The sequence below is a fragment of the Buttiauxella sp. B2 genome (genome assembly GCF_006376615.1).
Lineage (GTDB): Bacteria > Pseudomonadota > Gammaproteobacteria > Enterobacterales > Enterobacteriaceae > Buttiauxella.
On record NZ_VEXQ01000002.1, the window covers coordinates 244172 to 267345 of the forward strand.

At 48.1% G+C, this 23174-nt stretch carries 24 protein-coding genes; 21 read left to right on the top strand and 3 right to left on the bottom strand.

The annotated features are described in order from the left end of the window. Window positions 1-205 precede the first annotated feature (205 nt). Genes FH968_RS04365 through FH968_RS04440 form a run of 16 tightly spaced genes read left to right on the top strand, consistent with a single transcriptional unit; the run spans window position 206 to window position 17175 of the window. A complete protein-coding gene (locus FH968_RS04365; RefSeq protein ID WP_139877793.1) occupies window positions 206-412 on the top strand; it encodes a hypothetical protein in 207 nt (68 codons plus the stop codon). A gap of 11 nt (window positions 413-423) precedes the next feature. Continuing rightward, window positions 424-2097 carry a portal protein gene (locus FH968_RS04370; protein WP_139877795.1) on the top strand — a complete coding sequence of 558 codons (1674 nt, stop codon included), beginning with the start codon at window positions 424-426 and terminating at the stop codon, window positions 2095-2097. After that, the gene (locus FH968_RS04375; protein ID WP_139877796.1) at window positions 2094-2393 is read left to right on the top strand and encodes a hypothetical protein; all 300 of its coding nucleotides are present in this window, start codon (window positions 2094-2096) and stop codon (window positions 2391-2393) included. Before FH968_RS04370 ends, FH968_RS04375 begins: the two co-directional genes overlap by 4 nt. Beyond that, on the top strand, window positions 2390-3103 hold the full coding sequence (locus FH968_RS04380) for a peptidase (protein WP_139877798.1): 714 nt from the start codon (window positions 2390-2392) through the stop codon (window positions 3101-3103). Before FH968_RS04375 ends, FH968_RS04380 begins: the two co-directional genes overlap by 4 nt. Window positions 3104-3114: 11 nt before the next feature. Next, window positions 3115-4098, top strand: a complete 984-nt coding sequence (locus FH968_RS04385; protein WP_139877800.1) for a major capsid protein — start codon at window positions 3115-3117, stop codon at window positions 4096-4098. A 54-nt stretch (window positions 4099-4152) separates the two neighbouring features. After that, window positions 4153-4587 (top strand): Bbp16 family capsid cement protein, encoded by a 435-nt coding sequence (locus tag FH968_RS04390; RefSeq protein ID WP_139877802.1) that lies wholly within the window; start codon window positions 4153-4155, stop codon window positions 4585-4587. Between the two features lie 9 nt (window positions 4588-4596). Next, window positions 4597-4947 carry a hypothetical protein gene (locus FH968_RS04395; protein WP_139877803.1) on the top strand — a complete coding sequence of 117 codons (351 nt, stop codon included), beginning with the start codon at window positions 4597-4599 and terminating at the stop codon, window positions 4945-4947. Window positions 4948-4997: 50 nt separating this feature from the next. Then, a complete protein-coding gene (gene gp10, locus FH968_RS04400; RefSeq protein WP_139877805.1) occupies window positions 4998-5318 on the top strand; it encodes a capsid staple protein in 321 nt (106 codons plus the stop codon). Continuing rightward, window positions 5318-5923: a hypothetical protein gene (locus tag FH968_RS04405; RefSeq protein WP_139877807.1), complete on the top strand. Its 606-nt coding sequence runs from the start codon at window positions 5318-5320 to the stop codon at window positions 5921-5923. The genes gp10 and FH968_RS04405 overlap by 1 nt, the downstream gene beginning before the upstream one ends. 1 nt (window position 5924) lies before the next feature. Continuing rightward, entirely contained in the window at window positions 5925-8402 is a 2478-nt protein-coding gene (locus FH968_RS04410) for a hypothetical protein (RefSeq protein WP_139877809.1), read from the top strand. Further along, window positions 8402-8866 carry a hypothetical protein gene (locus tag FH968_RS04415; RefSeq protein ID WP_139877811.1) on the top strand — a complete coding sequence of 155 codons (465 nt, stop codon included), beginning with the start codon at window positions 8402-8404 and terminating at the stop codon, window positions 8864-8866. The genes FH968_RS04410 and FH968_RS04415 overlap by 1 nt, the downstream gene beginning before the upstream one ends. Then, entirely contained in the window at window positions 8866-9405 is a 540-nt protein-coding gene (locus FH968_RS04420) for a hypothetical protein (RefSeq protein ID WP_139877813.1), read from the top strand. The genes FH968_RS04415 and FH968_RS04420 overlap by 1 nt, the downstream gene beginning before the upstream one ends. 9 nt (window positions 9406-9414) lie before the next feature. After that, complete coding sequence (locus FH968_RS04425; RefSeq protein WP_139877815.1) at window positions 9415-12255, top strand: hypothetical protein; 2841 nt, start codon at window positions 9415-9417, stop codon at window positions 12253-12255. Continuing rightward, complete coding sequence (locus tag FH968_RS04430; RefSeq protein ID WP_139877817.1) at window positions 12252-14138, top strand: hypothetical protein; 1887 nt, start codon at window positions 12252-12254, stop codon at window positions 14136-14138. Before FH968_RS04425 ends, FH968_RS04430 begins: the two co-directional genes overlap by 4 nt. Continuing rightward, on the top strand, window positions 14138-16903 hold the full coding sequence (locus FH968_RS04435) for a hypothetical protein (RefSeq protein ID WP_139877819.1): 2766 nt from the start codon (window positions 14138-14140) through the stop codon (window positions 16901-16903). Before FH968_RS04430 ends, FH968_RS04435 begins: the two co-directional genes overlap by 1 nt. Continuing rightward, window positions 16900-17175, top strand: a complete 276-nt coding sequence (locus tag FH968_RS04440; protein ID WP_139877821.1) for a hypothetical protein — start codon at window positions 16900-16902, stop codon at window positions 17173-17175. Before FH968_RS04435 ends, FH968_RS04440 begins: the two co-directional genes overlap by 4 nt. A 34-nt stretch (window positions 17176-17209) precedes the next feature. Here FH968_RS04440 and FH968_RS04445 read toward each other — a convergent pair whose 3' ends face one another. Beyond that, window positions 17210-17362 (bottom strand): transmembrane anchored protein, encoded by a 153-nt coding sequence (locus tag FH968_RS04445; RefSeq protein ID WP_139877823.1) that lies wholly within the window; start codon window positions 17360-17362, stop codon window positions 17210-17212. A gap of 84 nt (window positions 17363-17446) precedes the next feature. Further along, window positions 17447-17818 (bottom strand): hypothetical protein, encoded by a 372-nt coding sequence (locus tag FH968_RS04450; protein ID WP_370451470.1) that lies wholly within the window; start codon window positions 17816-17818, stop codon window positions 17447-17449. Window positions 17819-17914: 96 nt separating this feature from the next. On the opposite strand from FH968_RS04450, the gene FH968_RS23825 reads away from it, so the two are divergent. Then, window positions 17915-20266 carry a hypothetical protein gene (locus tag FH968_RS23825; protein ID WP_223271286.1) on the top strand — a complete coding sequence of 784 codons (2352 nt, stop codon included), beginning with the start codon at window positions 17915-17917 and terminating at the stop codon, window positions 20264-20266. 35 nt (window positions 20267-20301) lie between these two features. Here FH968_RS23825 and FH968_RS04460 read toward each other — a convergent pair whose 3' ends face one another. Further along, complete coding sequence (locus FH968_RS04460; protein WP_139877825.1) at window positions 20302-21312, bottom strand: acyltransferase; 1011 nt, start codon at window positions 21310-21312, stop codon at window positions 20302-20304. Window positions 21313-21508: 196 nt separating this feature from the next. Between FH968_RS04460 and FH968_RS04465 the strand changes: the two genes are divergently transcribed. Genes FH968_RS04465 through FH968_RS04480 form a run of 4 tightly spaced genes read left to right on the top strand, consistent with a single transcriptional unit; the run spans window position 21509 to window position 23145 of the window. After that, window positions 21509-21913: a putative holin gene (locus FH968_RS04465; protein ID WP_139877827.1), complete on the top strand. Its 405-nt coding sequence runs from the start codon at window positions 21509-21511 to the stop codon at window positions 21911-21913. Further along, window positions 21897-22184, top strand: a complete 288-nt coding sequence (locus FH968_RS04470) for a phage holin family protein (RefSeq protein WP_370451471.1) — start codon at window positions 21897-21899, stop codon at window positions 22182-22184. The genes FH968_RS04465 and FH968_RS04470 overlap by 17 nt, the downstream gene beginning before the upstream one ends. Then, window positions 22181-22660 (top strand): TIGR02594 family protein, encoded by a 480-nt coding sequence (locus tag FH968_RS04475; protein ID WP_139877829.1) that lies wholly within the window; start codon window positions 22181-22183, stop codon window positions 22658-22660. Before FH968_RS04470 ends, FH968_RS04475 begins: the two co-directional genes overlap by 4 nt. Then, complete coding sequence (locus FH968_RS04480; protein ID WP_139877831.1) at window positions 22657-23145, top strand: DUF2514 domain-containing protein; 489 nt, start codon at window positions 22657-22659, stop codon at window positions 23143-23145. The genes FH968_RS04475 and FH968_RS04480 overlap by 4 nt, the downstream gene beginning before the upstream one ends. Window positions 23146-23174 lie beyond the last annotated feature (29 nt).

Genomic DNA, 23174 nt, shown 5'->3' on the forward strand with positions numbered 1-23174 from the left:
CCTGTTAGCGCGGCGGCTTGCACATTCCGGCTACCCGTCAGCGTAGTACTGTCAAGGACGCTGGTGGACCGCTAACGACGCATGTTCCATACATTGATTAATTACCTTTAAGGTAATAATTATTCATTAATCTGTCAATATACTACGACAAATAATTCTTATATGGTTAAATTGGTGATAATTTGATTGGATAATGGGTGAGCATATGTGCATGGGAAGTACTCCGTCAGTACCGGCAGCACCAGAGATTCAGGCAGCCCCTCAAGAACAGGACGCTGCTGTAACTTCAGCTCGCGATGAAGAAGAGCGCCGCCGCCGTGCCGCCGCTGGGCGTAGCTCTACCATTCTCACTGGTTCGCAGGGTGACACATCTACAGCAACGACCAGCGGTAAAACGCTGCTTGGTCAGTAAGGGCTTATTGAATGGCTGCGGAAACTCTGAAGGAAAGGCTGACTAAGCAACTCGGGCAACTTCAAACCGAGCGCAATTCTTTCGAACCGCACTGGCGTGACCTGAGCGATTTTATCAATCCGCGAGGTTCTCGCTTTCTGACTTCTGATGTAAATCGTGGCGAGCGCCGAAATACCAAAATTGTTGACCCAACCGCCAGCATGGCAAACCGCACACTTTCAAGTGGGATGATGTCGGGTATCACAAGCCCGGCGCGTCCATGGTTCCGCCTGGCGACACCTGATCCGGCGATGATGAATTACGGACCGGTCAAGCAGTGGCTGGAAGTGGTGCAGAACCGCATGAACGATATGTTCAACAAGTCGAATCTGTATCAGTCCCTGCCGATTATCTACAGCAGCCTTGGTACCTACGGCACTGCTGCATTGTCCGTAATGGAAGATGACGAAGACATTATCCGCACCTATCCGTTCCCGATTGGTAGCTTCTACATTGCCAACAGCCCACGACTGAGCGTCGACACAACCTACCGCAAGTTTTCTATGACCGTTCGCCAACTGGTGATGGAGTTCGGCATTGATAAGGTCAGCGACAGCGTTAAAGGGATGTGGGAAAGCGGCACCTATGAACAGTGGATTAGTGTCGTGCAAGCCGTTTATCCGAACGTCGATCGTGATACCGGAAAGCTTGATTCCAAGAACAAACGTATTAAATCCGTGTATTTCGAAGAGGGTGGAGACAGCAACAAAGTACTGCGTGAATCTGGCTTTGATGATTTCCCTGTACTGGCTCCGCGCTGGGAAGTTAACGGCGAAGACGTTTACGGATCTTCGTGCCCAGGCATGCTTGCGCTTGGTCAGGTTAAAGCCCTGCAACTCGAGCAGAAGCGTAAAAGCCAGCTTATCGACAAAGCAACAAACCCGCCAATGGTTGGCCCTTCATCGCTGAAGAATCAACGCGTGTCTCTATTGCCTGGCGATATTACCTACATCGATCAGATGGGCCAGCAGGACGGGTTTAAGCCTGCCTATCTGGTCAATCCGAATACTGCCGACCTGCTGGCTGATATTCAGGACACCCGCAGCATTATCAACAGCTCGTACTTCGTCGACCTGTTCATGATGCTTCAGAACGTGAATACCCGCTCAATGCCGGTTGAAGCCGTTATTGAGATGAAAGAAGAAAAGCTGTTGATGCTCGGTCCTGTGCTTGAGCGTCTGAATGATGAATTCCTCGATCCGCTAATCGATCGCGCTTTCTCAATCATGGTTCGCAAAAACCTTCTGCCACCGCCTCCGGATGTCATGCAGGGTATCCCTTTGGGCATTGAATATATATCCGTGATGGCTCAGGCACAGAAATCAATCGGCCTTGGCAGCCTTGAGCGATTTGTAGGGTTCGTGGGTGGACTTGCACAGGCCAAGCCAGAAGCTCTGGACAAAATCAACGTTGACCAGGCTATCGACAGTTATGCGGATATGTCTGGCGTATCACCGATGGTGGTCGTTCCGGCTGAAGAAGCGCAACAGATACGTGTTGATCGCCAGAAACAGATTCAACAGCAACAGGCAATGCAGATGGGTATGGCAGCAGCGCAGGGTGCCAAAACACTCAGCGAAACACAAACCACCGACCCAAGCGCTCTTACTGCTGTCACTGGTGCCATGGGCGGAGCACAACAATGACCGAGTATGACGACGATCAGCATGCGGTAATCGAAGCGGAAGCCAAAGAACGTCAGCAGCGGGAAGACAACGACATCAAGTTTGTCATGTCCAGCAAGCAGGGCCGTCGTGTTGTGTGGGATTTACTGGGCAGAGGAAAGGTATTCGCCTCAACTTTCGCCGCCGATGCGCAGGTGTCAGCATTCAACGAGGGGCAGCGCAATCTGGCCCTGAGCTTATTCAGCAAGGTTATGGCGGTTTGCCCTGACCTGTATCTAACGATGGCCGATGAGGCCAGCAAGCAGGAGTCGCTATGAATTTGTTCCAACGTCTTATGTTCCACCGTCTGCACAATGCTGAGCCCGTCGATGGTGGTGCTCCGGCAGCTGCGGAACCAGTTCAGGCATCAGCAGATCCAGCGGCTCAAGTTGCTGAGCCCGGCGTGCAGGATAAACCAGCTGAAGGTGAAGAAAAGCCAACTGGTGAAGAGAAGGTGCCTGGGAAGGAAGGCGACAAGCCTGTCGAAGAAAAGCCAAAAGAAGGCGACGACAAAGACAAGAAGCCTGAAGGTGCGCCGGAAAAATATGAGTTTAAGCCTGCTGAAGGTCAGGAACTTGATGAAACAGCACTGAAAGAATTTGAGCCTATTGCCCGTGAGCTGAACCTGAATCAGGAACAGGCGCAAAAGTTTGTCGATCTGTATGCATCGAAAATCGTTCCGCAACTGCAACAGAAGCAGGTAGAGCAATGGACGAAACAAACTGAGCAGTGGGCGGTTGATGCCAAGGCTGACAAGGAAATCGGCGGCGACAACATGACAGCGAACATTGGTCTGGCACAGAAAGCCTTCGACCAGTTTGGTAGTCCTGAGCTTAAAGAATACCTGAACACAACCGGCCTGGGTAACCATCCGGAAATCATTCGGGCATTCATGAAGGTGGGCAAGTCCATGTCAGAAGACAGCATGGTCATGACCAATAACAGTGGCCAGCGTAGTCAGGCCGATATTTTGTACGGAAATAAGTGAGGAACTGATATATGGCTGTTAAAAGCACTACAGCTCTAACGCTGGCTGACTGGGGTAAACGAAAAGACCCGGATGGCAAAATCGCGGTAATTACAGAATTGCTTTCACAGACTAACCCAATCCTGCAGGACATGCCTTTCGTTGAAGGTAACCTTCCTACTGGTCACCGAACTACAGTTCGTTCTGGCCTGCCGCAGGCTACCTGGCGGTTGCTGAACTATGGTGTGCAGCCAAGCAAATCGACCACAGTGCAGATCACCGATGCGTGCGGGATGTTGGAAACGTACTCGGAAGTTGATAAGTCATTGGCCGATCTGAACGGAAATTCTAATGATTTCCGGATGTCAGAAGACCGCGCGTTCCTGGAAGCGATGAATCAGTCCATGGCACAGACGCTATTTTATGGTGATGCAGGTCTAAACCCACAGCAGTTTATGGGCCTGTCTTCTCGTTATTCCAGCCTTGCTGCTGGTAATGCACAGAACATCATTGATGCTGGTGGTACTGGTACAGATAACGCCTCTATCTGGCTGGTGGTGTGGGGTGAGAATACTGTTCACGGTATTTTCCCTAAAGGTCAGAAAGCTGGTCTACAAACTCAGGACCTTGGCGAGCAAACACTCATTGATGCGAATGGTGGTAAATACCAGGGCTATCGTACCCACTACAAGTGGGATAATGGTCTTGCGTTACGTGACTGGCGTTATGTGGTCCGTATTGCAAACATTGATGTCAGCGATCTGGATGCCACCACGCCAGTTGATAGTGTGAAGTTAATGATTAAAGCACTTCACCGTATTCCAAACCGTGGTATGGGCAAACCAGTGTTCTACATGAACCGCACCCTGAATGAATACCTCGATATTCAATCGCTGAACAAAGCCTCACTGGCTCTGTCTGTGAAAGAAACTGAGGGTGAATTCTGGACCACCTTCCGTAACGTCCCAATTCGTGAAACTGACGCACTACTGGAAACAGAAGCGCGCGTTGTTTAACGCCTGGCATTAATCAACGGGCTGGTTCTCCAGTCCGTAACAGGAGAAAGAAATATGATCATCGATAAACTTTTGATGTTCTCCGAGTCGCAGGCGGTTACTGCAACCGCTGCTTCTACGGATGTTATCGATCTTGGTCCAATCAAGGGGACTAAGCGCGATATTGGCGTAGGTAATCCACTGGAATTCTGGACTAACGTCAACACCACTGCGGCCGCCGCAGGTGCTGCAACTCTGAACGTTCAGTTGCAAACCAGCACTGATAACGCCACGTGGGTAACCCTGTATGACAGTGGTTCTCTGGCGCTGGCATCGCTGGTGGCAGGAAAACGTATCCTCTCTACCAAGGTTCCACAGGGGGTACTGAAATACCTGCGCGTGAACTATGTCGTTGCCACTGGCCCGTTAACAGCCGGTGCATTCACTTCCGGTATTAACCTGGACGTTGACGCGAATTATGCGTACCCGTCTGGTTTCACCGTTAAGTAAGGGTAGTCGATGACTGAGAAAGCAAAATATCTCGTTCTGCGCCTGTCCTATATCGACAAGCAGCTTCACGATGAAGGCGCTGAAATCGAATATGACGGCGTGCCAGGTAGTGCACTGGAGCCGTTAAACGATGCCGCGATACAGGCAAAGGCTAAAGCTACTGGTGGAAAGGTTCCTGTTGTTGAGGTCCCTAAGTCCGAGGGTGAAAACTTGGGTGATACCGGTCTGGGTAGTGATGAAGATCTTGAGAAACTGCGTGATGAATATGAAGCGCTGTTTAACGAGAAGCCTCATCACAACGTCAAAGCCGAAACTCTCCGCGAGAAAATTGCGCAGAAGCGCAAAGATCTTGGCGTTTAAGCCTCGCTAATAAAACAGGGGTTTCGGCCCCTTTCTCGTAGGAGTCACCCATGGAACTCGTCAATTTAAAAACCGGCACCGACAGCTACCAGGATGAAAGCGGTAAGACTCAGACCCGTGATGATTATCCATATGGGCTTTGTTTGTATCTCGATAACGAGACACTGGAGAAGCTAGGCGCGCAGCCTCAGAAGGTTGGCACTGAAGTGATGATTACTGCCAGGGCTGTCATTAAGTCAACGTCCGAACGTGAACGTGAAGATGGCGTTTATCGCAGCGCTGACTTGCAGATCACCGACATGTCAATTGCTCCGGCTGAAGCAACTCAGCAAAAAACAGCAGCGGATACATTGTACGGGAGTGCTGAGTAATGCCGTCTGTTATCGAGATCTGCAACATAGCATTGAGCCGAATCGGTAACAGCCGATCCATAAATAGCCTTGAAGAGCAGAGCAAAGAAGCTGGTGCATGCAGTCTGCACTATGAAGCTTGCCGTGATGCGACTCTTAGCGACTTCCCGTGGAACTTTGCCACTAAGCGCGTGGCACTGGCTGACACTGGAACTCCGCCACCAGACTGGCAATTCGCCTACAGCTACCCAACAGACTGCAAACGTATCATCGAAATTATGGTTCCTGGCATCCGCAACCCAACGGCTGCAATGAGAGTTCAGTATTTCACAGGTGCAGATGCTAACGGTACAGGCAAGCTCATTTACACCGATCTGCCTGAGGCGTGGCTGAAATACGTATCGCTAATCACCGATGTGAACATGTTCGACGATATATTCCGTGATGCTCTGTCATGGCGTCTGGCTGGCGAAATTGCGATGCAGATAACAGGTAGCGGTGATATGGGGAACATGTGCCGCCAGATGTACATGAGTGTGATTCTTAGCGCTGGTTCTCGCAGCATGGATGAATCACAGGAACCTCAGCAACCGGAAAGTGAATTCACCATGGCGAGGTTAGGCTGATATGGCAATGAGTTGGATCCAACCATCATTCGCTGGTGGTGAGATTGGTCCGTCACTGTACGGACGCATTGATATGGCGAAGTACTCTGTAGCTCTGCGAAAGTGTCGTAACTTTCTTGTGCGTCAGTATGGCGGTGTTGAGAACAGACCTGGCACCCGGTTTATTGCAGCAGCAAAAATCGATAATAAGAAATGCCGCCTTATCCCGTTTCAGTTCTCTACGGTGCAAACCTATGCGCTGGAGTTCGGCGACAAGTATATGCGCGTCTACAAAGACGGTGGTCAGGTTCTGGTTACCAATACCACCACGATTTATGAGTTGGTTACGCCATATGCGGAAGCTGATTTATTCCGCCTGAAATACACTCAGTCTGCTGACGTTCTTACTATTGTTCACCCGTTATACCCTCCAATGGAGTTGCGCCGTTATGCCCACGATAACTGGGAGCTTGTTGCAGTTGAAACCAAGAATGGCCCATTTGAAGATATTAACGTTGATGAAACGATCACTGTTTATTCCAGCGCAAGCACAGGAAGCGTAACCCTTACGGCCAGCTCTGCAATTTTCGGACCGGAGCAGGTGGGGAAACTTTTCTATCTTGAGCAGCCCGCTGTTGATTCCGTTCCTGTCTGGGAAACCAGTAAAACTACAGCGATTAACGATGTACGTCGCGCCGATAGCAACTATTACTGCGCAAATACCGCAGGCAAGACCGGTACGCTGCGCCCATCGCACACTGAGGGTATGTCGTGGGATGGTTGGGGTGGCAGTGGTGATGGCGATACTGGTGTGCAGTGGGAATACCTGCATTCAGGATTTGGCATTGCCGAAATAACAGCGGTTGGTGGCGATGGAACAACAGCCACAGCTACGGTTGTATCATTCATCCCTTCCCAGGTAGTTGGCTCAACCAATGTTAGTTACAAGTGGGCTCGCTATGTATGGAATTCTGTCAACGGTTATCCGGGCACGGTTGTGTATTATCAGCAGCGCCTGTACTTCGCTGCGTCTTCTGCTTACCCGCAAACCATCTGGGCCAGTCGCACTGGTGACTATAAAGACTTTGGCAAGAACAACCCTATTCAGGATGATGACCGAATAATTTACACCTATGCCGGGCGTCAGGTTAATGAGATTCGTCATCTGATTGATGTTGGTTCTCTGGTTGCGCTTACCTCAGGTGGTGAGTACGTCATTACTGGCGACCAGAACAAGGTGCTGACCCCGGGTTCATTTTCTCTTAGCTCTCAGGGTTCTAACGGATCAAGCAATATCCCACCAATCGCTGTGGCAAACATTGCGCTGTTCGTTCAGGAAAAAGGTAGCGCAGTACGTGACCTTGCCTACTCGTTCGATGTTGACGGATACCAGGGTAACGACCTGACCATTCTGGCTAACCACCTTTTCACGAAGCACACGCTTATCGACTGGTCATTTTCTATCGTGCCTTATTCCATCGCATGGGCCATTCGTGACGACGGCGCATTGTTGGCGCTGACCTATCTCCGTGAACAGCAGGTCTTTGCCTGGGCACCACAACCCTCTACCGGTAAGTACGAATCTACGTGCTGTATCAGTGAAGGCGGCGAGGATGCCGTGTATTTCGTGGTTAACCGAACCATTAACGGGCAAACAAAACGCTATGTCGAGCGCCTGCAAACCCGTCAGTTCACCAGTGACGAGGATGCATTCTTTGTAGACTGCGGTCTGAGTTATGACGGACGAAACACCACAATGCGAGCAATGTCTATTACTGGTGGTACCGGTGACTGGGATTATCGTAACAACTACACGCTGACGACCTCAGGCTCAGCATATTTCACCAGTAGTGATGTTGGCGCACAAATACAGTTCCCGTACACCGAAACGGATGAAACAGGAACAACAACGAATAAGCAGTTGCGCTGCGAAATAGTGGCATTCACAAACGGTAACACGGTAACAATTCAGGCTAATCGTAATATCCCAGAGCAATTGCAGGGAACGGCCACAACCAACTGGCGCATGGCACGCATGATGTTCGGTGGCCTTGGTCATCTCGAAGGGCAGACTGTTAACATTCTTTCAGACGGCAGTGTTGAACCTCAAAAGGTAGTCACATCTGGTGTGGTTACACTTGAGTCTCCAGGCGCTGTGGTGCATATCGGCCTGCCAATTACTGCTGAGTTTGAAACGCTGGATATCAATATCAACGGGCAGGAAACGTTGCTCGATAAGAAAAAGCTCATGCCGACCGTGAGTCTTATCGTTAACGCCAGCCGCGGTATTTTTGCAGGAACCGACAAAGACAAGCTGTACGAATATCCGCAGCGTGAATTTGAGTTCTATGACGATCCGGTTGATGACGCTACAGGTGTAGTAGAAATAAAACTCGATACCGACTGGAGTAAAAACGGGCGCGTATACATCCGACAAACTGACCCGTTACCTTTATCTGTGCTTGCTGTCTTACCTCGCTTCACAGTGGGAGGTTTTTGATGGTCAAAACCTTTATTGAAACAGCGACAACTGAGCACGTTCAGGCCATTCTTCCAAGCGTTCGCCAGGCTGACATTGACGAGTTTATTGCCGCATCAGGCCAGACACCTGAAGAAGTTCTTAATCTTGCCCTGCGAGTATCAACCCGGGCATGGGCTGGAATAGCAGACGGTAACGTAGTCAATATTTTCGGTGTGGCTCCGGCGTCTCTACTGGGTGGTAAAGGCATCCCGTGGATGGTGGGATCTGACCATATCGATCTACATAAACGTGCATTTCTCAAAGGTTCTAGGCTTGCCTTGGTGGGCATGCTTGAGCTTTATCCTCACCTCGAAAACTATGTAGACCAGCGTAATCACCTGGCTAAAGCATGGCTGCACTGGCTGGGTTTCAAACTCGAAGATCCAGCGCCTTATGGCGTACAGGGATTACCGTTCCATCGCTTCCATATGGAGAAAAGATAATGTGCGGACCAGTTGCCGTAGGCGTCGCTATGGTTGCGATGTCGGCCATGCAGGCATATAGCCAGAACAAACAAGCCAAATATCAATCTGCTGTAGCAAACCAGAACGCAGATATTGCAGAAGCGCAGGCACAGGACTCCATAAACCGTGGTAACGCTCAGGCCGAAGAAGTACGACGCCGCAACCGGCAGGCCGCTGGGACACAGACAGCAACAATGGGCGCGACTGGTGCAGATCTCAGTACTGGTAATGCACTGGATATCTTCGGTGATACGGCGCAATTCGGACAGCTTGATGCTCTTACCACAGTAAATAACGCACAACGTGAAGCATACGGATATCAGGTACAAAGCACGAATGCTCAAGCCCAGGCTAAAGCTGCCGAATCCCAGGGGCGAGATGCAGTAACACTGACGCTGATGAGCGCACCGCTGAAAGCCTATGGCGCATACCAGACTGCTGGTGGTTCATGGAGTCCATTTACTCAGTCTCAAGCCGCGCCAATCACTGCGGCTGTTGGAACACCGACCGGTAGATAAGGAGTATTTATGCCAGTAGTACCTACTGTACAAGGCCGTCAGGTCCAGAGTCAGGGTGTGTCGACCAGTGGTTTCAGCATGCAGCCTCAGTCTGATCTATTGGGTGGAATGGCTAAAGTTGCCGAGCAATACGTTGGTGCATTCGCTGAAGCGAAGCAGCGTGCAAACGTCGCTATGGCTCAGGATGCATCCTTGCAGTTAAGCCAGCAAGCAAGCTCACTACTGAATGACCCGCAAAAGGGTTTGCTCAATTTGCAGGGTAAAAATGCAATTGGCAAAGGTATGGAATACACAACCGCTTTTGACCAGGCCGCCGAACAGATTGGTGCCACATTGCCGGATGATGCTTCCCGTCAGTCTTACCTTCAGCAAGCCCAGCAGCAGCGAATTCAGTTCACCACCCAGGCTGGTCGTCATGAAGTAAGCCAGGTAAATGCTTATGAACAAGGGCAGTTCGCGGCCACACTCACTAATAACGCGCAGAGTGCCGCTGGCCTGTACGGAGATAATGCCGCGTATCTTTCAGCAAATAAGCAGACTTTTGACCAGATTGATCAGTACGGTGTTGCTCATGGCTGGAGCGACGAGCAGATTACTGCAAAGAAAATCGAGTTCAAAGAAAAGGTTGCTGATAACGCATTATCAAACTGGTCTAATCAAAACAGCATTGAGTTTATTCACAGCAATGGTGAGCTTAGCGATACAGTTTCTGGTTCGAAACGTGCTACAGCAAGTCCTTATGGGGGTGAACCAGAAACAACGAAGGGAATGAAAACCCAAGGCAATATCGATATTTATAATCGCCCTAAGGTTAAAAATGCGGATGGTTCAGTTAGTACGGTAAGAACAATATCTATCGGTACCGATGATGGAGAGGTTCTCATCCCAACTGTCAGCGATAGTGGGAAGATAATGTCTGATGAAGATGCCATTGCTCAGTATGAAAAAACTGGTAAGCATCTCGGTGTATTCGATAATCCTGACGATGCAACGGCATACGCTGAAACTCTGCATAACCAGCAGGAAGATTATTATATCAAAGGTAGCCAATCCAATGGTGCTAGGGGAATTGAGAACAACAACCCCGGTAATCTTGAGTTCAGTCGTTCGAATCCATGGGAAGGTCAGACAGGTAGTGATGGGCGCTTTGCTAAATTCGAGACCCCTGAACATGGGATACGAGCACTTGGTCGAAATCTGATTTCTTATCAGCGCCAGGGTTACGACACAGTCAGTGACATCATCACCCGCTGGGCACCACCGGAAGATAACAACGATACTGCTGCTTATATCAAAGCGGTATGTGATCAAATTGGCGCTACCCCGGATCAGAAGCTGGATGTCAGTAACCCGGATACATTAAAAAAACTAAGTGCTGCAATCATCCATCATGAAAATGGCGACCAGCCATTCAGTGACCAGCAGCTAAATGCAGGTGCCAGTGCAGCGCTTGGCCTGATGTCGCTACCAACCAGTCAGAAGCGCTATACCGGTAATGCTGCATTCGATGCTGCATCACCACAGGCTCAGGCTTCATTTCTCCGCCAGGCTGACCAGATCAGAAAACAGCAACAGGCTGAATACAGAACGAACATTGACGGTAAAGTGCGGGACGCTACTGCGGCTTATATGCGCGGCGTAGAGTTCCCTGATGCACCAACGCAGGAAAATTTCATCGCTGCTTATGGTTTTCGTGAAGGTAATAATCGATATACCGAACTCAGGAACGCGCAGATCGCCGGGCAGTATATTGGCTCATTCCGCACGATGCCGAGCAGCAGCATTACAACTTATGTTGAGCAACTTAAGCCGGATACTGGTGAAACAGGGGATGGGTACGCAGAGCGAGCTCAGATGTATGACCATGTTGCTGCTGCGGCCACGAAAGTTATCTCTGAACGCCAGAACAACCCATTCAATGCTGCGGTAGATATTGGCGTGTACAAGCCGATAGCCAGCAACAACCCAGCAGCCATTACTTCTGAAGTAGCAAACCGTTTCTCTGCTCAAGAGAATTTGCGCGGACTGGGTATAAATGCGCCATTACTTTCGAGCGAGGAAGCCAGTGCGTTAACGCAGCAGGTACGAGGCACAACGAATGTTGATCAGACTATAGGTCTGCTGCAAAGCATGGGGCAGACTCTACCGCCTAACGCCATGCGTATGGTAGCAACATCCATTGCACCAAACAGCGCGGCTACAGCTTATTCAGCTTTGCTGCTTGGCACTCCTGATAATCAGTACGACAAGAAAAGCGGCACTATCGCTTACAGTCAATTCGTTGGGTATAAGCCAACGATGAATAAATATGACGTCTCAAAAACCATCCTCTCTGGCGATCAACTTCTTAACCCAACGAAGCAGATGAAAGATGCAGGTATCCAACCTGTTGCTTTGCCAAGTGAGGACAAACTCAAGCGCGCATTTACTGATGAAGTTGGTAACGCATTCTCTAATAATCCACAAGCCGGGCAGATGTCTTACAGCCTGTTCAAGGCAGCTTATGCCGGTATCGCCTATCAGTCTGGTGATTCCGCAATGACGCGAACTGATGCGGCTAACTCCGATGTAGTCGAAAAAGCTGCGCAGATGGCAACGGGTGGTGTGTATAAGGGTTTTAATGGTGGTGATGTTGTCATGCCGTTTGGTATGGACAAGAGCACATTCAAAGACCGTTATACCGAGTCAGCACAATCTGCTCTGACAGAAGCAGGGCTTAACCCTAATTCTCAGTCAAACTTCACGCCAGTTAATATCGGTAACAACCAGTATCGTATGGTTAGTGGCAGTGGTCGCTGGGCAACGGATCCAAAGACTGGCCAGCCTATTGTTGTGAGGGTGGCGCAATGAGTGATGTATTTTCTCTGGCTCCTGAGGGACAGTCCTGGACGGATGATAAGACATCAGCAAATCCTGCGCGTCCTGAAGATTATGACCCGACATTTTTCCAGGGCTCTATTTCAGCCATCCCTTCAGGTATAGCTGAAGGCGCTGTTGGCCTTGGTCAGTCTGCTGTTGGTTTCAGTAAGCGTCTGATTAGTGATCCAGCGTTTTCTTATACCCTGGCACCAACAATTAACGCATTCCGGGTTATGTTTCCAGATGCTGATAAAACGCTGAATGAAACATACGACACAGTTGGTAAACAACTTAAAAATGCCAGGGAATACGTTAAGCCTGATGCAGGTAGCCAGGGTACCGCAGCAAGTGTGCTTCACGGGCTGGGGCAGTTCGTTCCCGCTATTGGTGCAACTGCTGTGGGTGGTCCCGTCGTTGGCGGCTCTGTTGCCTTTGGAACCAGTTATGAGCAGGCAGCTCAGGATTTTACGGCTAAAGGGGTGGATCAGACGACGGCTCGTGAATTGGCTGTTGGGCAGAGTGCGCTTAACGCTGTTGGCATGGGGCTTCCTGCTGCTGTCGGTAAACAGTTGGCAACCCGTATTGCTTCTGGCGTTCTGATTAACACTGCGTTCGGTGGTGTAAACCGGTTTGCAGTTGGGGAAACTCTGGAAGAGAAAGGCTATTCAGATCTGGCAAAGCAGTATCGTGTTTGGGATGGACAAGCAATTTTGATTGATGCTGTACTGGGCGGCGCATTTGGTGGTGCTCATCACCTGGCAGCGCGTGGCTCCGAAACTCCCACAGTGCGGAATGTCGAACCAGAAGCAGCTATACCCGCAGCAGAGGTAGGAAGTACAGAGCAGGGCATACAGCCAGTTGAGCCATCATTGACACCAGTTGAGCAACCTCAGTCTGCCAGTTCTGATGCACAACCAGCAGCAACGTATGATTCGCGTGTCTCTGAATTACAGGGACTGGCAGAGCAGTTAATTCCTGTTGGCGACCGTAAGTCGCTGGCATCAGATATCTATTCAGCACAGCGTTCACTGGATGGACTTGAGCAGCAGCGCCAGGTGCTGAAGGATGGGAAAGCAACCACCAGTAGTGCACGCCGCATCCGTGACCGCGATATGGCTGCACTTGATGTACAGATAGAACCTGCTCGCGCTAATCTTGAGCAGCAGCGGCAGCAACTGGCTGACAATACTCGGGGCGGTAAATACTTTGAGGCTAAGGCTGATTTGTCACGCCTTGAGCAGGGAATTATTCCAGAGAGCATGGCCGGGCTAATACCTGAAACACCTGTTAAGCCAAGTGATATAGACGCAGCGCATACGCTCAACGAAGGTCTGTATTACGACATTGAGTCGGCTCCGGTATTGCATGGTACAAACGAAAGCATCAACAGCCATGTGGCGGCGATGGATGAAGCGGCGCGCCAAATCAATGATGGTCAGCCGGTCAATATCACCATGCAAGCCCGTGGACTTGATGGTGTTGTCAGGCCTGGTGTATTTGACGCAGCTACCGAGCAATACCATGCAATGGAATCTGTTTTCCAGGAAAATGGTATTAGCTACACCACGCCACGCGAAGCTATTAGCGAACCTCAAGTGATGCGCAGTGATAGTGCTTTTGCGGCTGCTGATGATGTTGGACAAGTGAGCATCGATCCAGATACCGGTTCGGCTATTTCATCAAATAATTTTGACTTGATGTCAGCGCGTGACATGGCATTAACCAATGCTGATATGACGATAACACATCCTGATACCGGGCAGCCGGTGAAGCTTTCTGAAGCTCTGGCACAGTTCGACGAACAAATAGCCACGACGCAGAAGGAATCAAAAGTTTACTCCGTTGCGGCGGCATGCTTCCTGAGGAACCCATAATGAAACAGCAGTGCATTGAAGCTATTGCACAGACATTAGGCCGCCAGCCAAAAGCTGATGAACTGAAGAATATTGAGAACCGCATTAAAGAAGCGGTAAGGCAGGTACACCACCAGAATGCAAAGCAGGGTAAAACAGGCATCCCGGATGCAGAAACATACCGCCAGGCTGCCGACCTTGTTGCACAACGTGCGGTCCACGAAGTTTATAAAAAACGCCAGCGTCTTGCTCTAAATGCCATTGCTATCAATAAAGTTAACACCAACCTTGACCGAAACTTCACCCCTAATGAACAGACTCCTGCCAGCCTTCAGCAGTTTATTTTTGCAGGACGCAAAACTATGGACGGAAAAGACATCGATGTGACGTCGGCAGAGGAGTTGGCAACCGGCGCATATCAGGATTGGTCACGCCAGTTGAGTGCAGAAATGCTTAATGCCGGTGAAGATGTTCAGAAGTTTTTCAACCAGACAAAAGCCATGGGCGAGCAACGTTTCAGAAGTCTGTTTGACCAGCAGGCGGCAAAATCTGGTCAGCTGCAGATCCTCAAAGAACTGTATGGCGAGGATACGGGCAATGCGTCAGCGAAGAAAATTGCCAAGGTTTGGGGGGATGTAACTGACCGTGCCCGTCAGGAAATGAATGACAACGGCTTTGATATAGGCCTGCGTGATGACTGGCATCTGCCGTATGTGGATGACGCTGATCTCATCCGTAAAGCTGGACGCGATGAATGGCTGGCATCATTACCCGCTGCGGAACGTGCTATGGCCGTTGTCTCTGGTCGCCAGCCGCCGATTGAATTTGCCCGGCAGGCATGGGTAAACGATGTTTACAACACTCAGGATCGCACGCAGTTTGTTAATCCTGATGGCTCACCAATGAGCGATATTGAATATCGCCAGGCGCTCGATGCAATTTACGAAACTAAAGCTACTGATGGGGCTAACAAGATTGAGCCTGGCGCTTTCATGGGGACAGGTGGCATAAAAAATCGTGGTTCGCAAAGCAGGGTAATGGCATTCAAAGATGCCACCTCTCATTTTGCATACATGGAGCGCTACACAGAACAGCCAGTAGCGGGTGTGATGATGTCACACCTGCAATCATCCTCTCGAGATCTTGGTACGGCTAAAGCGTTTGGACCGGATGCCGCTGCAAACTTTAATCTGGTACTGGATCGCGTTTACCAGAAATCTGTCGCAGTTGATGGCGCTGGCCGTGATGTTGGCAAGATGAACAGCGAGCGCCAGATGGTTGAGCGCATGTTTAATTCAATGGCTGGTCTGAATGGTGCTCAGGCTTCCAGTGTGTTTACGTCTGCGGTTGGTGGTCTGCGTAATCTGATGACCTCTGCGATGCTCGGTACAAGCGTTTTCACCGCGGCATCAGACCAGGCAATTATGCGGGCAAATGCGCAGGCTCTTGGCTTTACGCGTGGTGGAATGCACTTGTCAGCGAACACGATTCGCAACCTGTTTAATGGTGATGCAAAGCGCGCGAACGCAGAGCTAGGCTTGCTGGTGGACTCGCATGCGGCTGTGGTGTCCAAGATGGGTGGCTTCGATCTGTCTCGCGGTATCACCGGCTGGTTTGCAGAGAAAACCCTGAAATGGTCAGGTCTTATCGCTATGGACCGTGCAAATAAAGCTTCGTTCGGCCTGCTGATGTACAAGAATATCGGTGAACTCACCAGGCAGTTTAAGACGCTGGACGATGTTAAGGGGTCTGACAAGACTATTCTTGCAAGCAAGGGCTGGAGTAACGAAGACTGGGCCATTATGTCAGCCGCAGAGTTACGCCCGATGACAACTGCAGGGCATATGGGCATGACGCCAGATGCGATATATGCGGTTCCTGATGCAACTATCCACCATATTATGGCTGACCGTATCGAACAGGTGCGAACTGGTAGCGACACGGCTCTTGCCGCGCTTGGGGATATGCCAGATGCTCGACGTGCGAAACTGAAAGAGGCTTTCGACGCTGAAGCAGAACAGACCATTACACGTATGGTTCGTAATGCCAGAGCAGAAGCAGCACAGAAATTACTGGGCATTACTCATGGTGAAATGACCAGTGCAGTTACTACGGCAACCGGCATTGATACATACGCCAGAGATGAAGCAGGGCAACTGGTTAAAAGCTTCATGCTCTTCAAAACAACCCCATTTGCTGGTTTTCGACAACTGGTTAACCGCGCGCTGGATCTTGATGGTGTACCAGCAGTTAAGTTTCTGGCTTCATATATTGCGGGTACCACGTTGGCAGGCATGTTTGCCAACCAAATGAATGCATTACTGACAGGCAATGACCCATTGGACATGACAAAGCCAACAACCTGGATACAGGCATTGCTGAAAGGTGGTTCATTCGGTGTTTATGGTGACTTCCTGTTCCAGGACCATACACAATATGGTTCGAGTATTGCCGGAATTATTGGCGGCCCAGTTCTTGGGTTTGCAGAGCAGTTGATGAAGCTACTGGTCACCAATCCTCAAAAAGCATTGCAGGGTGAAGAAACAAGCTTTGGTGCTGACGCTCTCAAAACGGCCAGGATGATTACACCATTTGCCAACCTGTGGTATACAAAAGCAATTACCAATCACTTGATATTGCAACAACTTCAGGAAATGTCTAACCCTGGGTACAATGACAGGGTAAGGGATCGGGCGCAGCGTCAATTCGATACAACGAGTTGGTGGGAGCTAGGGCAGATGGTACCGCGAAGGGCACCAGATTTTGATAAGGCGATGGGTAAATGAATCAGTTGAACACACCTGTAAAACGGATCGGTTTTTTAGTTTTAGCCATTGGCCTGGCTTTATTCGCTATTGGATGGATCATGTGGGCTGCGGATGATTTTGTTTATGGGTGGGAAGAATTTATTCGGTCAGTTACTTTTGATACATATTTGTGGAATAACTATAACAATTTCATGTGTTATGGATTTTATTTAGCTTTGTTTGGGGCTGTATTTTCCTATTTTTACGATTTAGGTATTGGGCAAATAGTGAGATGGATTAAAGGTTCGTGACATGTCACAAAGGCCGCCGAAGCGGCCTTAATTTTTAGCGGCCGCCAGGACGAGAATCAGCTGAACGACCACCACAGCGGGAACCATCTGCAGCGGTGTCACTATCATGCTGACAGCTTCCAGCGTATGCCTGTGTTACAGAACCCAAAGACAACAAAACTAACAGTACAGTAAATACTTTTTTCATTTTTACTTTCCGTGTGTGTAGACCACATAGTCGTGGCTCTGAAATTGTAACGCCGCTAATTGGTTACGCCCACAAAAATCCCGCTTATGACTTGGCTGGTAGGTTTTTCCTTAGCTGCACCGCACAATATTCCAGGTGTGATAGCACATCGCTGGTTGATACGTTTACGCTTGTTACATAATTAATCAGTGCCGCCAGCTCGGCAGCAGCCCCACTGACATCATACCCGTCATGCTCCAAAGCCCTGAGCAATCGCATCAAATCAGAATCCTCAACCAATGCCCTTACTCCAGCTGGCGAGTGAACTCTGTTCTGGTCAGCTTTAAGAGGGTAATGATAATCGCACGTCATAACTCGCGCTCCATTTACGTAAATGCTGTATGAATAAACAGTATCAAAGGTTAAAGGAAAGTGCCAGCGTTTTTTATATACCTCACGGGTAATATTAATAGACATTAAAGGTAATGATAATTCATAAAAGTGTTGATGGGTTATAGAATGTCTGGTAGATGGCCGCGACTGGCGCGCCGGATTCTGGGAGTGAGCAGACAAATGACAGTATCAACTGAAGTTGACCACAACGACTACACAGGTAATGGTATTACTACCGTTTTCCCTTACCATTTCCGTATTTTTAAACAATCTGATCTTATTGTTGTTACAGCGGATTTGGATGATAACCAGAATGAGTTAATACTCGGTACTGACTTTACGGTGACAGAAGCAGGCTCCTACCAGGGTGGTAACATTATCCTCGTCAGCCCCTTGTCGATCGACTGGAAGATTTCGCTGTCGCGTGTACTACCTGTGACTCAGGAAACAGATCTTCGCAATCAGGGAAAGTTTTTCGCAGAAGTTCATGAGACAGCTTTTGATAAGCTAACTATGCTGATACAGCAGGTTGGTACCATGTTTGGGCTTGCACTTCGGAAACCATCCAGCATTGCAAACTGGTACGATGCGCTGAACAACTACATACGGAATGTGCGAGATCCACGCGACCCGCAGGACGCCGCGACCAAAAACTATGTTGATATGCTGGCAGGGAACAATTTCAACAGAACGCTACGCGTGCCTGAGTCGATCCCACAATTACCTGATGCAACTACACGCGCCAACAAGATTATCGCCTTTGACGGCCAGGGAAATCCCTTTGTCGTTTTGCCGCCATCTGGTTCTGCTTCTGACGTACTGATAGAGCTTGCCAAACCAACCGGTTCCGGACTTGTTGGTTATGGCTCAGAGACTGTTCATACTGCGCTTACTCGGCACGATACAGACTTCAGCCGCATCATCAGTCTTGATGAACGAACCGAGGTGCCACCTTTCGGATATTCTGGTAATAAGCACTGGATGCCAATTTTCGAGGACGGACATCAGCTAAGAAACTACATATTTAAAACACCAACGCATGTTGATTTCCAATTCAGTAGCGACCCACTGAATGTAACCTCAGGACCGGTGTTCACTTTTGGAAGAGATGATCAGTCTGGAAGTTCTCCATTCTGGTCTCAGGATAGCTATGAATTAAAAAATGGCATCTTTGACGGGGGCTCTGCTGAAATTGCAATCTTCGAACCGTGGACATCTCATACAGCTGTTGTTGAAAATAACCGAATTTTAAACAATGGATCGCCTAGTAAGTATGCTATTAACTTTAAAGCACAAAACTGGTGGCCGATTGTTAGGGGAAATACCTTTGCTGATTATCTAGATAAAGGTGGAAATTTCTGTAGTTGCGTAGATGACGGAGGTGTTGAAGCTGATAAATATACCGGAAATAGCAGACTGGTTTTTTCACAAAACAGATGCAAGTGGCTCGGTGCCGGGCAAGGTGGGATAATGTTATATACCTCTGGTGTGCATGCTGCTATTCACGATAATGCAAGTGAAAATGGTTTTATAGCGGTTAAATTCGGATGGCCGTCTTCCTATGCAAATATTCATACATTGTATAATGAGTTGACGCAAGGCGGCCAGGTTGTCATACAGATCGGTGATGATGTTGCACGACTTGGATCAAATGTGTATAACGGCATAGTTATTCAAAACGTATATAGTAATTTCCACGGTAGAAATACCAACAAATTTATTACAGTTGGTAACTCTGAGGTTTTGCTAAATGAAATTAGAGTGGATGAGCTATTTATATCAAACATCCCAACAACAGGATTTATACAACCATTAATAGCAGTCAATGATATTGCATACCAAAAAATAATAGTGGGTAGGGTTATTGCTCCGAATGCTTCCTTGCTTCCTCTTACTACTAACTATGTTAGTGTGACTGATATGTATAGCCAGGATATTCCAGCTTTGAACTCTGACTTAGTCTACATGGATAATAGTTTAGTTAACGTTCCGGCTAATTCATCAACAGCAGTTGCACCAGGGTGGTATGTGAAATCCACTTCTGCTGCTGTATTCAACAGAACTGGATCCGGGTCTCCACGAGGAGATTTGCGAAACGCACGATATGTTGGCTCACTTTCCGCTATTGCAAACGCTCAGAGTTCATTCTACTTTGAATTCCCGCGAGCAGATCTTGTTAACTATGAGTATGTTACTATTCAATTTTTAATAAACACATCTGTTTTTACTACTAATGTTGTTAAAACTTCTATTTACAATCCGGATAGCACTCGAATTCAACTAGATTTGCGCACAATTGATTCAGGCCCTTCATGGCAAGAGTTTACGATAACAGTTTCGACTCAGTTTGCTAACTCTTCTCAATCATTTATTACGGTCGAAATTGGAAACTCTTCGGTTTCAGCTATGACTACGTATATAACAGCATTCAGAATGAATCGTGGGCAGTTTGGTCTATGCTATAAAGCTAATGGAAAATCCTATGAGCAGACTGTGCGCGAAAAAAATGATTATACTTATATAACACCTTAAACATAGGAGGGGGTACCCCTCCTTTTATTTGAGCTCTAATTTTCTGTACTTCTTTCAGGGTATTTAAACTCGCGCTTCAAAAATGGCAACTCAACATATTTATATGATACCACAGCTAATACAGTTGTTATTACTATAGAAATTACTAGGCTGATATAAAATTCATCTGTTAATGTATTGATAACAATCTGCTGAGCAGGGAATGCATAAATATAAATCCCATAAGATACATCAAACCTTCCTGCTACAACCCTATCGTTTATTGATAGCCCTATCGCGATAGTTAACATGGAAACACAAAGCAATCCAATTATTTGTATCTCTGGCTTCCCTGATATTGCGGCAAGCATCAAGCAGGATATTAATATTAATTTAATTCTGTATTTCCACCATGAATCTTTAGTCAGCGAAAGTAAGGCCCCAAAAGAAAATGGAATCATAAACAACGCAAAAAACTTAAATGGAATAGAATAATATGCATACAGATCAGTCCAGTAATTTATTGCTACAGTTGAAATCATAGCAATGCATAAAAGTAGTGCGGGTGTTTTCCATGAGTTAGAGAAAGAAAGGAAAATACCAATTATTATATAGCATAAAAATTCTATTGGTAGTGTCCACAGACTCCCGTTTATAACATCTTTATATTTAAAGTCTGAAAATACCCCAGGGATCTGCTCTTGTATAAAAACAGAATTTCTGAGCGTCTTGACTAAAGCATCTCCTGAAAGTAAATAACCTGACGGGGAGTGAGTGTTAAAGAAAAACCCGATGAAGAAGTACATCAACAACGAACAAGCAATTAACCCTGGGAATATTCTTTTGCATCTTTTAATCATAAATTCAATGAAATTCTCAGAACTTCCAAAACTTTTTGGCATGAAGTAACCAGATATACTAAAAAATATTGCTACCGCAATAAACCCAAGCGTATTCCATTTAAAAAATATTGGTTCTTGAATACCTGAGAGTGCGAATTGATGAGAAAACAGAACCATATATGCTGCAATATGCCTAATAAAATCGAAAGAGTTATTTCTTTTCATGATTTAGATAAGACTGCTCATTTGAAGGTAACAAGTAGATAGTTTTAGTTTAACACATCTACCTGATAACAAGGAGTTGTCCCACTCCACCATTTGCTGATAAATGCAATGGTAAACTTTAACCATATATGAATTATTGTGTATGATGTAGCCATTAACTTAAGGGGGTTCAAATGCGCAATAAACGGTGGTTTCTATGTCCGCCTCAATGACAGCGTCTGATATCAATCAAGGGCTTGGTACAGGTGCATTAGCAGCCTGGTTAATTGGCGTGCCATTTGAAGTAGTGATCGGTGCTCTTGCTGGTGCAGTGATTTTTGTTACCTTTGCAGCAGAGTACCAGATAAAACGCCGGTTATATCTTGCTGTAATCAGCTTCTTTTGCGGACTTCTCTTTTACAAACCAACTGCAACAATCCTGATAGGGTTCGCCTCGCTCGTACCATCCGTCACGCCAGATATGTTCGAAAAGGGAATTGTCTATTCTGCAGGAGCTTTTGTATCAGCGATCGTTGCAGTTAGCTTTGGCAGGTACATGTATCGCCGTTCTGAGAATCCACGCGAGCTTATCTCGGGGAGTAAAGATGATGACAAGTCCTGAAATCCTGCTCTTTACCAACTCAATCATCTGCGGCTCCATCGCGTGCCGCGTTCTTCTCTTTAGACGTGACGGATCACAACATCGCAGGTGGGGTGGGTGGCTTGCCTACCTGTTGATTGTTGTATCAGCCAGCGTTCCAATCCGTACCTTTTACGGTCACTACACTTCTGCCGATTGGTCTGAGTTGATTATCAATGCAATTCTCCTGGCTGCTGTGCTGAAGACGCGTGGCAATGTCGTCCAGATATTTAAAATGTCGAGGTCAAGATGAGTGAATTAACCTGGCTCGCTGAGGGCCGTAAATATATCGGGCAAATGGAAGTAAAAGGTCCCCGTCATAACCCTTTAATACTCCAGTTCTGGAAGGACATTAAGCGCGGCGGTATCAAAGATGATGAAACTCCATGGTGTGCAGCATACGTTGGGGCAATGCTCGAACGTGTCGGAATCAAATCAAGTCGTTTCGAGTCAGCAAAATCTTACCTCAACTGGGGGGCAGAGCTTCGCGAACCAGCCTATGGGTGTGTGGTGGTATTCAGTCGTGACGGCGGCGGGCATGTTGGATTTGTCGTCGGTCAACAGCAAAATGGTGACCTGATGGTGATGGGGGGAAACCAGAGTGATGCAGTAAACATCAAAGCATTCTCTCGTTTGCGTGTCTCTGGTTATCGGTGGCCGGTTAATGTGGCAAAAGACAATCGTGATTTACCTATGATTGCCGGGGCTCGTTCGGTATCTGAATCATGAGTTATTCCTTCCTGAAAGCATACTGGAAACCGCTGGTTATCCTGGCGTTGCTTGCAGCGATGGCTGTCGGCTGCTGGGTCGCATGGGTTAACCACGGCACAGCCCGTTACGATGCCGGTTACGCTCAGGCTCAGGCAGATCAACGGATAGCCGATGACAAAACCAAGCAAGAGCGTGAGCGGGAGAAAGTACAGAATGAACGAGAGGCTCAGGAAAGAATTGATAAAGCTCGCAATGATGCTCGTATTGCTGCCGAGCGTGCTGGCAGGTTGCAGCAACAAATTGCAGCTATCCGGAAGCAACTCACAGAGTATTCCGCCTCTATCGGTGCTGGCCCGTCAACCGGTGACACCGGAGTACTGCTTGCCGACGTGCTCAGCCAATCTCTCGAAAGAAACCTACAGTTGGCAGAGTATGCTGACAGGGCCGCAGAAGCAGGGAGAACCTGCGAACGACAGTACGATTCGTTGAAGGGTGAAAACTAGAGGTACATCATCTAAGTGACGGTATTAAA